The sequence below is a fragment of the Serratia sp. BFP-2025 genome (assembly GCF_050880365.1).
Taxonomy (GTDB): domain Bacteria; phylum Pseudomonadota; class Gammaproteobacteria; order Enterobacterales; family Enterobacteriaceae; genus Serratia; species Serratia surfactantfaciens.
On sequence record NZ_JBPAFV010000003.1, the window covers coordinates 46573 to 59852 of the forward strand.

Sequence of the window (13280 nt, forward strand, 5' to 3'; positions counted from 1 at the left end):
GTTTGTGAACTTTAGCAATAAAAACCGGCTCTCGGTTGAAATGAAAGGGTGATGTCCCCATTGTAGTGGTGTCGGCCGTTTACGGCCTCTTTTTTCGCGCCGTCGCCCCGTGGCGGCCGCGCTTTACCTACCGATAGGAGAACCAGGTGCGCTGGTTACCGCTACTGCTGATATTTCTGCTGGCTTACATAGAAATATCGATCTTTATCAAAGTCGCCGCCGTGCTCGGCGTCGCTGTCACCCTGCTGCTGGTGGTGTTCAGTTCCTGCGTCGGCATTTCGCTGGTGCGCAATCAGGGTATGAAAACCTTCGTGCAGATGCAGCAAAAACTGGCGGCCGGCGAAAGCCCGGCGGCGGAAATGGTGAAAAGCGTTTCGCTGGTGTTGGCAGGCTTCCTGCTGCTGATTCCGGGCTTCTTCACCGACTTCCTCGGCCTGCTGCTGCTGCTGCCGCCGGTGCAAAAATCGTTGACGCTGAAGCTGATGCCGCATCTGTCGGTGTATCGCCCCGGCGGTTGGACGGGCGGCGACGCCGCCAACGGCAACACCTTCGACGGCGAATTCCAGCGCAAGGACGACGAACGCCCGGTGCTGGAACACCGCCCGGACGAGGAGCGCAAGCCTCACGATCGTTAACAAAACGCGGCCCAGGCCGCGTTTTTCATCTCTGTAGCCTCCGTTCGGCCAAAAATGCGAAATTTTTTTCGTTAGCCCCCTTGAAGGGGGCTGGAACGCCCCCATCTCAAATGCCACGAGGCCGGTAATAACAACCATCCGGTGTACAACCCTAAATCTGATAGAGACCTTCTTACAGGAGAGCGTTCAATGAGTATTCGTCCATTGCATGACCGCGTTATCGTCAAGCGCAAAGAAGTTGAATCAAAATCTGCTGGCGGCATCGTCCTGACTGGCTCTGCGGCGGGTAAATCCACTCGCGGTGAAGTGGTTGCAGTGGGTAAAGGGCGTGTGCTGGAAAGCGGCAACATCCAACCGCTGGATGTGAAAGTTGGCGATATCGTGATTTTCAACGACGGCTACGGCGTGAAAGCAGAGAAGATCGACAATGAAGAAGTGTTGATCATGTCCGAAAGCGACATTCTGGCAATTGTTGAAGCGTAATTGCGCTTTATCTTCTGAACTGAACGAGTTGAAGGGAAATACCAATGGCAGCTAAAGACGTAAAATTCGGCAATGACGCTCGCGTGAAAATGCTCCGCGGCGTGAATGTTCTCGCTGATGCAGTAAAAGTGACCCTGGGCCCGAAAGGCCGCAACGTAGTGCTGGATAAATCTTTCGGCGCACCAACCATCACCAAAGATGGCGTTTCCGTTGCGCGTGAAATCGAACTGGAAGACAAGTTCGAGAACATGGGCGCTCAGATGGTGAAAGAAGTGGCCTCCAAAGCGAACGACGCGGCGGGCGACGGCACCACCACTGCAACCGTACTGGCTCAATCCATCATCACCGAAGGTCTGAAAGCGGTTGCTGCAGGCATGAACCCGATGGATCTGAAGCGCGGCATCGACAAAGCGGTTGTCGCTGCGGTTGAAGAACTGAAAAAACTGTCCGTACCTTGCTCCGATTCCAAAGCTATCGCTCAGGTAGGCACCATCTCCGCCAACTCCGACGAAACCGTGGGTAAACTGATCGCGGAAGCGATGGAGAAAGTGGGCAAAGAAGGCGTTATCACCGTTGAAGAAGGCACCGGCCTGCAAGACGAGCTGGACGTGGTTGAAGGTATGCAGTTCGACCGCGGTTACCTGTCCCCATACTTCATCAACAAGCCGGAAACCGGTTCTGTTGAGCTGGAAAGCCCGTTCATCCTGCTGGCTGACAAGAAGATCTCCAACATCCGCGAAATGCTGCCGGTGCTGGAAGCCGTTGCCAAAGCAGGCAAACCGCTGCTGATCATCGCTGAAGACGTTGAAGGCGAAGCGCTGGCGACCCTGGTGGTCAACACCATGCGCGGCATCGTGAAAGTCGCCGCCGTTAAGGCGCCTGGCTTCGGCGACCGTCGTAAAGCCATGCTGCAGGACATCGCTACCCTGACTGCCGGTACCGTTATCTCTGAAGAGATCGGTCTGGAGCTGGAAAAAGCCACCCTGGAAGATCTGGGCCAGGCGAAGCGCGTTGTCATCAACAAAGACACCACCATCATCATCGATGGCGTGGGCGACGAAGCGACCATCCAGGGCCGCGTTGCTCAGATCCGTCAGCAGATCGAAGAAGCGACCTCTGATTACGATCGTGAAAAACTGCAGGAGCGCGTAGCGAAACTGGCCGGCGGCGTTGCCGTTATCAAGGTTGGCGCAGCCACTGAAGTTGAAATGAAAGAGAAGAAAGCCCGCGTTGAAGACGCCCTGCACGCGACCCGCGCCGCAGTGGAAGAAGGCGTGGTTGCAGGCGGCGGCGTAGCGCTGATCCGCGTTGCAGGCAAAATCGCCGCGCTGAAAGGCGACAACGAAGACCAGAACGTGGGTATCAAAGTTGCGCTGCGCGCAATGGAAGCCCCTCTGCGTCAGATCGTGGTCAACGCCGGTGAAGAAGCTTCCGTTATCGCCAACCAGGTGAAAGCGGGCGAAGGCAGCTACGGCTACAACGCTTACTCTGAAGAATACGGCGACATGATCGCGATGGGTATCCTGGATCCAACCAAAGTCACCCGTTCTGCTCTGCAGTACGCGGCGTCCGTGGCTGGCCTGATGATCACCACCGAATGCATGGTCACCGACCTGCCGAAGGCTGACGCACCGGATCTGGGCGCAGCAGGCGGTATGGGTGGCATGGGCGGCATGGGCGGCATGATGTAATCATCCCCCACACGCTTGTGTGCTGAGAACCCCGGTCAAGTGATCGGGGTTTTTTTTATCTTAAAAATCAATAAAAAGAATGTTTGTTTAGCGCGTTATTAGTTCACTGAATGAATTATTGCATTATTTTGTTTTTACCCTAAACCGTTGTCGTTTCGTACCGATATAGCCCCTACCGGGCGGGGAATTTTCCCCCGCCGGGGTGACTGTCAACGGAGACGACTTATGCTGAAAAATATGAAAATAGCCACCTGGCTGATGTTAATGCTGTTGCTGCTGGGCTTGATGCCCATGGGAACCGGCGCCATCGCCTTCTATTTCATGCAGCAAAACGGCAACAGCATCGGCAGGATGAGCACTTTCTCCGACGAGGAAGCGGCGCTGAACCGCAGTTGGCGTGCTTTGCTGCAAACGCAGACGCTGATCGACAACATGGCGTTCGAGCGTATGGCGCAGACCAGCAGAGCCGATATTCAGCAGGGCATTGATGAGGCGCGCGGCGAGCTGCGCGGCGCCGATGTCGCTTTCAACCTGTTCTGGGATACGCCGGGTTTGACGGTATCGCGCCCGGAGCTGGGCGAGGCGATGAAAAAGGTTTACCTGGCGCAGCAGGCGGTGCTGAAGCAAGAGTTGACGCTGCTGGCCGACACGCCTCAGGTGGCATTGATCGAGCGGCTGCACGCCATGGCGGCCGAGAAGCGTCAGGTGCGCCAACGGTTGGACAGCCAGTTTGCCGACTATATGCGGGCGACGGTCGCCGCCCACCGTCTGGCGGTGGAGGAGGCGGAACAGACTCAGAAAGTGTTCGCTCGCCTGCTGAGCGGTACCCTGGCGGCGATCCTGCTGCTGCTGGTCGCCGTACAGCGCGACTTCCGTCGGCGCCTGATCCTGCCGCTGCGCCAAATTGCTGAACACTTGCAAAAGGTTGGGCGCGGCGATCTGCGCAGCAAGATCGTGGCGCGCAGCAACGATGAGATTGGCATGTTGTTCGCCAGCCTGCAGGCGATGCAGCAGGAGCTGAGCGCCACCGTGCAGCAGGTGCGTGACGGCGTGGAGTCGATCAACCACGGCACGCATGAGATCGCCGTCGGCAACGCCGATCTCTCCAGCCGCACCGAAGAGCAGGCCAGCGCGCTGACGGAAACCGCCGCCAGCATGGAACAGATCACCGCCATGGTGCGGCAAAACGCCGATAACGCCAACCAGGCCGCCGGAATGGTCAGCCAGACCGTCGATATTGCCCGCAACGGCGAAACGATGATGGCCAGCGCGGTCGACAAAATGCGGGCGATCAACGACAGCGCGCGTCAGGTGGGGGACATCACCAGCGTGATCGACGGCATCGCCTTCCAGACCAATATCCTGGCGTTGAACGCCGCCGTGGAGGCCGCGCGCGCCGGTGAGCAGGGGCGGGGTTTTGCGGTGGTGGCCGGCGAGGTGCGCAACCTGGCGCAGCGCTGCGCGACTTCGGCCAAGGAGATCAGCGGCCTGGTCGACGGCGTGACCGGCGATATCGCCGCCGGCGTGCGGCTGGTGGAACAGGCGGGCGAAACGATGAATGCCATCGCCGGTTCGGTGAATCAGGTGATGTCGCTGATGGATAACATTTCGTACGCGTCGCAAGAGCAAAGCAAGGGCGTTGAGCAGGTCGGGGTGGCGGTGACCCAGATGGATCAGGTGACCCAGCAGAACGCCGCGCTGGTGGAGGAGGTGGCGACCACCGCCGTCGGCGTGGAGGAGCAGGCGGCGCTGCTGGCGCAGGCGGTGGCGGTATTCCAACTGGCGGAGGAGGAACCGCGTCAGGGCGAAGTGGAGGCTCAGGCATCAGCGGCCGCTGCCGGTTGGGCATAACGCCGCCGCACTGTATTTGATGATATTTTTGCCGCCCGGGGCGATTTAGCTGGTAGACTGGTTAGTTATCAGCTGTCGCTCAAGACGTTGGCCCGCTAGCGTGGCAACGGATGCTTAAGAGATGGCATCGCTTTCTGATATACCCTATGAGTTTCAAGTTGTAGCTAGGCGGCCAGCTCGTGAGTCCCCAGGCGCTTACTTGAGTAAGTAACTGGGGGGAGCGAGTGCAGTCAACAACGCTACAGCTTGAAAGGCGACGGGGATAAGATTTTGCGTAATTCTCAACATCGAATGGGGAACAAGATGCGGATTAAAGCCTTACTGGGTCTTTCGGCAGCGATGCTGCTGGCGGGTTGCAGCACCACTCATGAACTGACCGCTGCGGGTCAGCAGATCAAGTTCACCGACAGCAAGCCGGCGGCGGAATGCCAGCTGCTGGGTGAAGTGACCGGCACCCAGAGCAACTGGCTGTCCGGCAACGGCGGTGAAGGCAGCTCCATGCGCGGTGCGGCCAACGATCTGCGCAACAAGGCTGCGGAGATGGGCGGCAACGTCATTTACGGCGCCAACAGCCCAAGCCAGAATCTGCTCTCCAGCTTCGCGCCGTTGGACAGCAAAATGGTCGGCCAGGTTTACAAGTGCCCGTAAGGCGCTGAGGCCAATCGCCGCAGAGAGATAAAAAAAGAGGAATGCCACGGCATTCCTCTTTTCGTTGGGGTGTTTGACGCGCCTCACTCCTGCATCAGACGCAGGTCGATCGGCGTTTTGCTTGGTTCGCCGCCCACCTCACGCGTCAGGCGCGGCACCAGATAACCGGACACCTTGCTCAGCAGCGCCTGCATGATGGCGCGCGCTTCATCGTCGCTGACCATGAAGTGCGCCGCGCCCTGCACTTTGTCCAGCACGTGGATGTAATAGGGCAGGATGCCGGCGTCGAACAGCGCGTTGCTGAGCGCCGCCAGCGTATCGGCGTCATCGTTGACATCGCGCAGCAGCACGCTTTGATTGAGCAGAGTGACACCGGCGAGGCGCAGCTGGGCCATGGCGCTCTGCAGCTCGCGGTCAATTTCGTTGGCGTGGTTGATGTGCGTGACCATCAGCACCTGCAGGCGCGAGGCCGACAGCAGGCGGCACAGCGCCGGCGTAATGCGCGCCGGGATCACCACCGGCAAACGGGTGTGAATGCGCAGGCGTTTCAGGTGCGGGATGGTCTCCAGCTCGCCGACCAGCCACTCAAGCTCGCTGTCTTTGGCCATCAGCGGATCGCCGCCGGAAAAAATGATCTCGTCCAGTTCCGGGTGTTGGCGGATATAATCCAGCGCCTGCCGCCAGTTGTTCTTATTGCCCTGGTTGTCCTGATAGGGGAAGTGGCGGCGGAAGCAGTAACGGCAGTTGACCGCACAGCCGCCCTTGACCAGCAGCAACGCGCGATTGCGGTATTTGTGCAGCAGGCCCGGCACCACGCTGCGCTGCTCATCCAGCGGATCGGTGGTGAACCCTGGGGCGTTGATGAACTCCTCTCTGGCGGTCAGCACCTGGCGCAGCAGCGGGTCGTTGGCGTCCCCGGGGCGCATGCGCGCAGCGAAGGCGCGCGGCACGCGCAGGGCAAACAGCCGACGGGCATCGCGCCCCTGCGGCAGTTCCGGGTGCGTATTCAGTGACAAAAGCTGCAGTAATTCATCAGGATCGGTAATAACATCGGCGAGTTGATGCAACCAATCTTCTCTATGTGCCGTACTTTGGGTTATAATGTGTGCCATTTTTTTGGCTAAGCTACCAGTTCAAATATTCAGAGGGCCATCATGGCGACTTATTCTAGCAACGATTTCCGTCCGGGTCTTAAAATCATGTTCGAGGGCGAACCTTACGCCGTCGAAGCCAGTGAGTTCGTTAAGCCGGGCAAAGGCCAGGCGTTCGCGCGCGTGAAAATGCGCCGTCTGCTGACCGGCACCCGCGTGGAAAAAACCTTCAAGTCTACCGATTCTTGCGAAGGCGCGGACGTGATGGACACCAACATGAACTACCTGTACAGCGACGGTGAGTTCTACCACTTCATGCACCCTGAGTCTTTCGAACAGCATCAGGTTGACGGCAAAACCGTCGGCGACGCGGCCAAATGGCTGCAGGATAACGCAGAGTGCATCATCACCCTGTGGGATGGCCGTCCAATCGCCGTTCAGCCGCCGAACTTCATCGAAGCGGAAATCACCGAGACCGATCCTGGCCTGAAAGGCGATACCGCAGGGACTGGCGGCAAGCCGGCTACCCTGAGCACCGGCGCCGTGGTTAAAGTGCCGTTGTTCGTCCAGATCGGCGAAGTGATCAAAGTTGACACTCGCTCTGGCGAATACGTCTCTCGCGTTAAGTAAGTTTCAAAACAGAGGAACCCCAGCGGTTCCTCTGCTTTATCCCTTCCCCGTTCGTTGGCAGAAAATCCGCATGTTCAAGAAAACGCTGTTGGCCGTGCTCTCCCTGTTGTTCCTTTTCTCCCTTAGCGGTTGCAATACGTTTCGCGGTTTCGGCGAAGACGTTCAGCATCTCGGCGGCGCCATCTCCCGCACGGCCAGCTGAACCCGCCTTTAAATCGATGTATTTGCGCTACAAAGCCGGTTGTGATCCCACGCCTTCCGTCAATTTTGACTACGCTTAGAAAGCCGTACTTTTTCATCAACGACAAATAAGGACTTTCTTATGCTGAAGAAAAGTATTATCGCGATCTTCTCTTTGATGATTTTGGCCTCGCTGACCGCCTGCAATACCACCCGCGGCGTGGGTGAAGACATTCAGGCCGGCGGCAAGGCCATTCAGCGCAGCGCGGAATAATCCGTTCTCATCCGGCGGCGCTTCGCCAGCGGAGGCCGCCGCACTACTTGTCCTTGCCTATCTGTTTGCGCTGTTGCTATGCTGCCGCGGTGCGGGCGAGGTTGCCCGCCGTTCATCACCTGGCTGAACGGGACGACCCGTTTACGCGTCATTTCATCGGGGACGACCCCAGTGGTAGGGAGGCCGTCTCATGGCCTGGATTATTCTGCTTGTCGCCGGTTTGCTCGAAGTGGTTTGGGCTATCGGTCTGAAATATACCCATGGTTTTACCCGATTGACGCCGAGCATCATCACCATCGCCGCGATGGTGGTCAGCATGTTGCTGTTGGCCAACGCCATGAAAACGCTGCCCGCCGGCACCGCTTATGCGGTGTGGACCGGCATCGGCGCGGTGGGCGCGGCGATCATGGGCATGGTGCTGTTGGGCGAGTCGACCAATATCGCGCGCATCATCAGTCTGTGCCTGATTGTGGTCGGCATCCTAGGGTTGAAGTTCAGCAGTCACTGATCGGCGGACTGTTGCACCCAGATCAGCGCATCGGTGGCGAAACCGTAGCCCTTGGCCGTCTGTAATAAGCTGTCGCGTGCGTTGGCGTCAAGCGTCGGGGTGCGCGACAGGATCCACAGATAGTCGCGGTTAGGGCCGCAAACCAGCGCGTAGCGGTAGTCCGGGTCCAGGGCAATCACGTTATAGCCGCCGTAGAAGGGGCCGAAGAACGACACTTTCAGCGCCGCGACCTGCGGTGAACCGATAAAGTAGGCTTTGCCTTCGCTTTCTTGCCATTGCTGTTTCTGCGGATTGAAGCCGCGATTGATGACTTTCAGCCCGCCGTCGGCGCGTGGGCTGTAGTGGGCGGTCACCTGCTGCAAACCGCGTTCAAAACGATGATCCAGACGCGCGATTTCGTACCAGGTGCCGAGATAGCGCTGGCTGTCGAAATTGTTCACGACCTTGATGTCTTTGGGCGGGGAGACGCTGCAAGCGACGGAGAGCAGGGCGGAAAGCATGACGCTAAGCTTTGACCATAAACGCATCGGTGGCTCCTGTTTACCGGGGGCGAGTAGACAGTGTAGCCGATGAGAAAAGGGCGGCCAACGGGCGTTGGCCGCCTGAGCGGTTTACAGCGTGACGACGCCGATGACGGTGACTACGCTGAGGATCGCCGCCAGACCGTAGAATACCCACTTGCCGGCCGGCACGTGGATCTTCAGATCGTGCATCGCATGGTGGATGCGGTGCAGGCCGCACCACAGCGGCAGAATGATCATCAGCAGCAGGAACAGGCGGCCGATCAGGCTCTGGCAGAACGCCAGCACGCGCTCGTAACCCAGCGCCTCACCGGGGAACAGCCCCAGCGGCAGCAGAATGCCGACCAGCAGCACGATGGCCGGCGCGACGATCGCGCCCCACATGCCGCCGGCGCCGAACAATCCCCAGAAAACCGGCTCGTCGGAGCGTTTAGGTGCTTGATTTATCATGTTTCCTCCGGATTAGATCAGGGCCACGGCCAGGATGACCACGCTGACGACGATGGTGACGGCCCACAGTCCTTTCACGATGGGGCCCGGCCCCATTTTCTCGCTGTTGACCACGATATTGGCGGCCTTCGGCGCCAGATCGAACCAGGTTTTGGTATGCAGCGCCGCCGCCAGCAGGGCGACGACGTTGATCAACAGCACCAGCGGATTCTGCAAGAAACCGACGAAACCGGCCCAGCTCTCGGCGCCGCCCTTCAGCGCAAATACGCCGTAGAGCAGCACGATGCTGAACCACACCGCAAGCACCGAGGTGCCTTCGCGCAGCATATAGAAACGGTAGAAGCCGAGCTTTTGCCACCAGGTGGGCGTCATGGTGCGCACATAGGGCTTACGTTGAGTTGTCATGGCAATTTTTCTCCCTTATTGCGGCTTCAACATGGCGATCATGAAGTCTTTGGCGCTCTCCACCTTGCCCTGCTGGATGGCGGCGGCGGGATCGACGTGTTTCGGGCAGACTTCAGAGCAATAGCCGACGAAGGTGCAGCTCCAGACGCCGTTTTGGCCGTTGAGCTGCGGCATGCGCTGTTTCTTGCCGTGGTCGCGGTTGTCCAGGTTATAGCGGTGTGCCAGCGTGATCGCCGCCGGGCCGATAAACTCGGGGTTGAGGCCGAACTGCGGGCACGCGGCGTAGCACAGGCCGCAGTTGATACAGCCGGAGAACTGGTGGTACTTGGCCATCTGCGCCGGGGTCTGCACGTTCGGGCCATCTTCCGGTTTGCGATCGTTACCGATGATGTACGGCTTGATTGCCTCCAGGCTTTCGATGAAGTGGGTCATGTCTACCACCAGATCGCGCTCGATCGGGAAGTTGCCCAACGCTTCGACCTTCATGCCGCCGACGTAGTCGCGCAGGAAGGTTTTGCACGCCAGCTTCGGCACGCGGTTGACCATCATGCCGCAGGAGCCGCAGATCGCCATGCGGCATGACCAGCGGTAGGAGAGATCCGGCGCCAGGTTATCCTTGATGTAGCCCAGCGCGTCGAGCAGCGAGGTTTGTTCATCGTAAGGCACGGCGTAGGTGACGAAATGCGGCTCGGCGTCGGTTTCCGGGTTATAGCGCATGACGTCGATCTTCAGGGTTTGCATCTCAGCCATTTGCCTGCTCCTTATTCTTTTTCTCCTGCGCTTCGGCTTCTGCGCCGTAGACGCGTTTGGCCGGCGGCAGCTTGGTGATTTTCACGTCGCTGTATTCGAGACGCGGCGCGCCCTGCGGGTTATGGAACGCCAGCGTATGTTTGAGGAAGTTGACGTCGTCGCGCTCGGTGCAGCCTTCGTCCAGGCGCTGGTGGGCGCCGCGCGACTCTTTGCGGTTAAGCGCGGAGTGCGCCATGCACTCGGCGACGTCCAGGCCGTAACCCAGCTCGATGGTGTACAGCAGATCGGTGTTGAACACGCTGGAGTTGTCGGTGATTTTGACGCGCTTGAAGCGCTCTTTCAGCTCGGCCAGCTTATCGATGGTTTTTTGCATCAACTCCGGCGTGCGGTAGATACCGCAGCCTTCTTCCATCGACAGCCCCATTTCGTCGCGGATCTTCGCCCAGTTCTCGTTGCCTTCCTGTTTCATCAGGTTGCTCAGGCGGGTTTCGACGTCGCGGGTTTGCGCATCCAGCGCGGCGCCGTTGGCCGGTGCGGTTTCCAGCGCGCGGCGCGCCGCGTGTTCACCGGCGACGCGGCCGAACACCACCAGTTCCGCCAGCGAGTTGGAGCCGAGACGGTTGGCGCCGTGCAGGCCGACGGAGGAGCATTCGCCGACTGCGAACAGCCCCTTGATGCGGGTTTCGCAGTTTTGGTCGGTTTCAATGCCGCCCATGGTGTAGTGCGCGGTAGGGCGCACCGGAATCGGATCTTTCACCGGATCGACGCCGACATAGGCCTTGGCCAGTTCGCAGATGAACGGCAGCCGCTCCAGCAGCTTTTTCTCGCCCAGGTGGCGCAGATCGAGGTAGACCACGTCGCCGCGCGGGGTGGCGATGGTGCGGCCGGCGCGCCATTCGTGCCAGAAGGCCTGGGACACCTTGTCGCGCGGGCCCAGCTCCATGTATTTGTTCTTCGGCTCGCCCAGCGGGGTTTCCGGGCCCATGCCGTAGTCTTGCAGGTAACGGTAGCCGTCCTTGTTCACCAGGATGCCGCCTTCGCCGCGGCAGCCCTCGGTCATCAGGATGCCGGAACCGGGCAGGCCGGTCGGGTGATACTGCACGAACTCCATGTCGCGCAGCGGTACGCCGTGGTGGAACGCCATGCCCATGCCGTCGCCGGTGACGATGCCGCCGTTGGTGTTGTAGCGATAGACGCGCCCGGCGCCGCCGGTGGCCATCACCACCGCGTTGGCGCGGATCTGCACGCGGGTGCCTTCCATCATGTTAAGCGCCACCAGGCCGCGCGCCTGGCCGTCATCCACCAGGATATCCAGCACGAAGTGCTCGTCGAAGCGTTGGATTTGCGGGTATTTCAGCGAGGTTTGGAACAGGGTGTGCAGCATGTGGAAGCCGGTCTTGTCGGCGGCGAACCAGGTGCGTTCGATCTTCATGCCGCCGAAGCGCCGCACGTTGACCGAACCGTCCGGTTTGCGGCTCCACGGGCAACCCCACTGTTCGAGCTGGGTCATCTCGCGCGGGCACTGATGCACGAAGTGATCGACCACGTCCTGCTCGCACAGCCAGTCGCCGCCGGCAACGGTGTCGTGGAAGTGGTAGTCGAAGGTATCGTGATCCTGAGTGACGGCGGCGGAGCCCCCCTCGGCGGCGACCGTGTGGCTGCGCATCGGGTAGACCTTAGAGATCAGCGCGATTTTCAGTTGGGGATTGGCTTCCGCTGCGGCTATTGCTGCACGTAAACCAGCGCCCCCGGCCCCAATAATGGCAAGATCGGCGTTAAAGGTTTGCACTGCATTCCTCCAATGTTCTTATTAAGAACGGCAAGTTAAATATCTATGCTTAAAATTTAGCGAACTCTTCGGGTGCTAACTAATTGAACCGATTAATGTTGCTTAAAGGTTAAGGATAGATATCTCCCACCAATAATGGGGAATTAACTATACCTAAAGTTAAGTAGTGGAAATTTGATGTGATCGATTGTTTTGTCGATTAACGCTCGACCAACAGGCTTGCCTGCCTTTTCGCGTGTTCGGCGTGCTTTACCCTTTTTAGCGCGCTTTTGCCGCCTATTTATCGGAAATTGGCGTTATCGCCGGTTGCGCATCGTGAAGAATTTGTTTGGCTGCAAGGATGCGAGTAGACTGCATCCCCTGTTTGATTTCGGAGTTAATTACCATGAGCGAAACGGCAAGCTGGCAGCCTAGTGCACCCATCGCCAATTTGTTGAAACGCGCAGCGATTCTGGCTGAGATCCGGCGTTTCTTCGCCGATCGTGGCGTGCTGGAAGTTGAGACGCCCACCATGAGCCAGGCAACGGTCACCGACGTTCACCTGTTCCCGTTCGAGACGCGTTTCGTCGGGCCGGGGGCGGCAGAGGGCCTGACGCTATACATGATGACCAGCCCGGAATATCACATGAAGCGCCTGCTGGCGGCGGGCAGCGGCCCGATCTACCAAATGGGGCGCAGCTTCCGCAATGAAGAAGCCGGGCGGCATCACAACCCGGAATTCACCATGCTGGAGTGGTACCGTCCGCACTACGACATGTACCGCCTGATGAATGAGGTGGACGATCTGCTGCAACAGGTGCTGGACTGCGAGAGCGCGGAGACCCTGTCTTATCAGCAGGCGTTCCTGCGTCATCTGGACATCGATCCGCTGTCGGCGGAGAAGGCGCAGCTGCGTGAAGCGGCGGCCAAACTCGATCTGAGCAACATCGCCGATACCGAAGAAGACCGCGATACGCTGCTGCAGCTGCTGTTCACCGTGGGCGTGGAGCCACATATCGGTCGTGAAAAGCCGGCGTTCGTTTACCACTTCCCGGCCAGCCAGGCGGCGTTGGCGGAGATCAGCACCGAGGACCACCGCGTGGCGGAGCGTTTCGAGGTGTACTTCAAGGGCATTGAGCTGGCGAACGGTTTCCGCGAGCTGACCGACGGCCGTGAACAACAGCAACGCTTCGAGCAGGACAATCGCAAACGCGCGGAGCGCGGCCTGCCGCAGCAGCCGATCGACTACAACCTGTTGGCGGCGTTGCAGCACGGCATGCCGGAATGTTCCGGCGTGGCGCTGGGCGTGGATCGTCTGGTGATGCTGGCGTTGGGCGCCGAGAGCCTGAGCGACGTGTTGGCCTTCCCGGTCGGGATCGCCTGACGTTTCAGGCG

General features: G+C 59.3%; 16 protein-coding genes. 10 read left to right on the top strand and 6 right to left on the bottom strand.

Translation table 11 applies throughout. The annotated features are described in order from the left end of the window. Positions 1 to 146: 146 nt before the first annotated feature. From ACRAWE_RS18250 to ACRAWE_RS18270, 5 genes are all read left to right on the top strand, one after another. Positions 147 to 635: an FxsA family protein gene (locus ACRAWE_RS18250; protein ID WP_019453406.1), complete on the top strand. Its 489-nt coding sequence runs from the start codon at positions 147 to 149 to the stop codon at positions 633 to 635. A 189-nt stretch (positions 636 to 824) separates the two neighbouring features. Then, positions 825 to 1118, top strand: coding sequence for a co-chaperone GroES (locus tag ACRAWE_RS18255; protein ID WP_004952634.1), 294 nt, complete (start codon positions 825 to 827; stop codon positions 1116 to 1118). A gap of 44 nt (positions 1119 to 1162) precedes the next feature. Next, positions 1163 to 2809 carry a chaperonin GroEL gene (gene groL / locus ACRAWE_RS18260; protein ID WP_004929662.1) on the top strand — a complete coding sequence of 549 codons (1647 nt, stop codon included), beginning with the start codon at positions 1163 to 1165 and terminating at the stop codon, positions 2807 to 2809. Between the two features lie 225 nt (positions 2810 to 3034). Beyond that, positions 3035 to 4660 carry a methyl-accepting chemotaxis protein gene (locus ACRAWE_RS18265; protein ID WP_432525699.1) on the top strand — a complete coding sequence of 542 codons (1626 nt, stop codon included), beginning with the start codon at positions 3035 to 3037 and terminating at the stop codon, positions 4658 to 4660. Between the two features lie 303 nt (positions 4661 to 4963). Beyond that, positions 4964 to 5308 carry a DUF4156 domain-containing protein gene (locus ACRAWE_RS18270; protein WP_025159576.1) on the top strand — a complete coding sequence of 115 codons (345 nt, stop codon included), beginning with the start codon at positions 4964 to 4966 and terminating at the stop codon, positions 5306 to 5308. An 83-nt stretch (positions 5309 to 5391) separates the two neighbouring features. On the opposite strand, the gene epmB is transcribed toward ACRAWE_RS18270, so the two are convergent. Beyond that, positions 5392 to 6420, bottom strand: a complete 1029-nt coding sequence (gene epmB, locus ACRAWE_RS18275; RefSeq protein ID WP_025159577.1) for an EF-P beta-lysylation protein EpmB — start codon at positions 6418 to 6420, stop codon at positions 5392 to 5394. A gap of 42 nt (positions 6421 to 6462) precedes the next feature. Between epmB and efp the strand changes: the two genes are divergently transcribed. The 4 genes from efp to sugE all read left to right on the top strand — a co-directional run bounded on the left by efp (position 6463) and on the right by sugE (position 7991). Continuing rightward, positions 6463 to 7029 carry an elongation factor P gene (efp, locus tag ACRAWE_RS18280; protein ID WP_019453401.1) on the top strand — a complete coding sequence of 189 codons (567 nt, stop codon included), beginning with the start codon at positions 6463 to 6465 and terminating at the stop codon, positions 7027 to 7029. 70 nt (positions 7030 to 7099) lie between these two features. Next, a complete protein-coding gene (locus ACRAWE_RS18285) occupies positions 7100 to 7231 on the top strand; it encodes an entericidin A/B family lipoprotein (protein WP_019453400.1) in 132 nt (43 codons plus the stop codon). A 120-nt stretch (positions 7232 to 7351) separates the two neighbouring features. Continuing rightward, entirely contained in the window at positions 7352 to 7483 is a 132-nt protein-coding gene (locus ACRAWE_RS18290; protein ID WP_019453399.1) for an entericidin A/B family lipoprotein, read from the top strand. 190 nt (positions 7484 to 7673) lie between these two features. Then, positions 7674 to 7991, top strand: coding sequence for a quaternary ammonium compound efflux SMR transporter SugE (sugE, locus tag ACRAWE_RS18295; RefSeq protein ID WP_019453398.1), 318 nt, complete (start codon positions 7674 to 7676; stop codon positions 7989 to 7991). Here sugE and blc read toward each other — a convergent pair. From blc to frdA, 5 genes are all read right to left on the bottom strand, one after another. Continuing rightward, positions 7985 to 8518 carry an outer membrane lipoprotein Blc gene (blc, locus tag ACRAWE_RS18300; RefSeq protein ID WP_025159578.1) on the bottom strand — a complete coding sequence of 178 codons (534 nt, stop codon included), beginning with the start codon at positions 8516 to 8518 and terminating at the stop codon, positions 7985 to 7987. The two genes, sugE and blc, sit on opposite strands and share 7 nt — an antisense overlap. An 84-nt stretch (positions 8519 to 8602) precedes the next feature. Then, a complete protein-coding gene (gene frdD, locus ACRAWE_RS18305) occupies positions 8603 to 8962 on the bottom strand; it encodes a fumarate reductase subunit FrdD (RefSeq protein WP_004929672.1) in 360 nt (119 codons plus the stop codon). 12 nt (positions 8963 to 8974) lie between these two features. Then, positions 8975 to 9367 (bottom strand): fumarate reductase subunit FrdC, encoded by a 393-nt coding sequence (frdC, locus tag ACRAWE_RS18310; protein WP_004929673.1) that lies wholly within the window; start codon positions 9365 to 9367, stop codon positions 8975 to 8977. Between the two features lie 15 nt (positions 9368 to 9382). Beyond that, entirely contained in the window at positions 9383 to 10117 is a 735-nt protein-coding gene (locus ACRAWE_RS18315) for a succinate dehydrogenase/fumarate reductase iron-sulfur subunit (RefSeq protein ID WP_019453394.1), read from the bottom strand. Then, positions 10110 to 11906 (bottom strand): fumarate reductase (quinol) flavoprotein subunit, encoded by a 1797-nt coding sequence (gene frdA / locus ACRAWE_RS18320; RefSeq protein WP_025159579.1) that lies wholly within the window; start codon positions 11904 to 11906, stop codon positions 10110 to 10112. Before frdA ends, ACRAWE_RS18315 begins: the two co-directional genes overlap by 8 nt. 385 nt (positions 11907 to 12291) lie before the next feature. On the opposite strand from frdA, the gene epmA reads away from it, so the two are divergent. Then, positions 12292 to 13269 (top strand): elongation factor P--(R)-beta-lysine ligase, encoded by a 978-nt coding sequence (gene epmA, locus ACRAWE_RS18325; RefSeq protein ID WP_004929681.1) that lies wholly within the window; start codon positions 12292 to 12294, stop codon positions 13267 to 13269. Positions 13270 to 13280 lie beyond the last annotated feature (11 nt).

Coding starts and splice junctions, on each gene's coding strand:
- ACRAWE_RS18255 (WP_004952634.1), top strand. CDS start 825: ATGAGTATTCGTCCATTGCATGACCGCGTTATCGTCAAGCGCAAAGAA.
- groL (WP_004929662.1), top strand. CDS start 1,163: ATGGCAGCTAAAGACGTAAAATTCGGCAATGACGCTCGCGTGAAAATG.
- ACRAWE_RS18265 (WP_432525699.1), top strand. CDS start 3,035: ATGCTGAAAAATATGAAAATAGCCACCTGGCTGATGTTAATGCTGTTG.
- ACRAWE_RS18270 (WP_025159576.1), top strand. CDS start 4,964: ATGCGGATTAAAGCCTTACTGGGTCTTTCGGCAGCGATGCTGCTGGCG.
- epmB (WP_025159577.1), bottom strand. CDS start 6,420: ATGGCACACATTATAACCCAAAGTACGGCACATAGAGAAGATTGGTTG.
- efp (WP_019453401.1), top strand. CDS start 6,463: ATGGCGACTTATTCTAGCAACGATTTCCGTCCGGGTCTTAAAATCATG.
- ACRAWE_RS18285 (WP_019453400.1), top strand. CDS start 7,100: ATGTTCAAGAAAACGCTGTTGGCCGTGCTCTCCCTGTTGTTCCTTTTC.
- ACRAWE_RS18290 (WP_019453399.1), top strand. CDS start 7,352: ATGCTGAAGAAAAGTATTATCGCGATCTTCTCTTTGATGATTTTGGCC.
- sugE (WP_019453398.1), top strand. CDS start 7,674: ATGGCCTGGATTATTCTGCTTGTCGCCGGTTTGCTCGAAGTGGTTTGG.
- blc (WP_025159578.1), bottom strand. CDS start 8,518: ATGCGTTTATGGTCAAAGCTTAGCGTCATGCTTTCCGCCCTGCTCTCC.
- frdD (WP_004929672.1), bottom strand. CDS start 8,962: ATGATAAATCAAGCACCTAAACGCTCCGACGAGCCGGTTTTCTGGGGA.
- frdC (WP_004929673.1), bottom strand. CDS start 9,367: ATGACAACTCAACGTAAGCCCTATGTGCGCACCATGACGCCCACCTGG.
- ACRAWE_RS18315 (WP_019453394.1), bottom strand. CDS start 10,117: ATGGCTGAGATGCAAACCCTGAAGATCGACGTCATGCGCTATAACCCG.
- epmA (WP_004929681.1), top strand. CDS start 12,292: ATGAGCGAAACGGCAAGCTGGCAGCCTAGTGCACCCATCGCCAATTTG.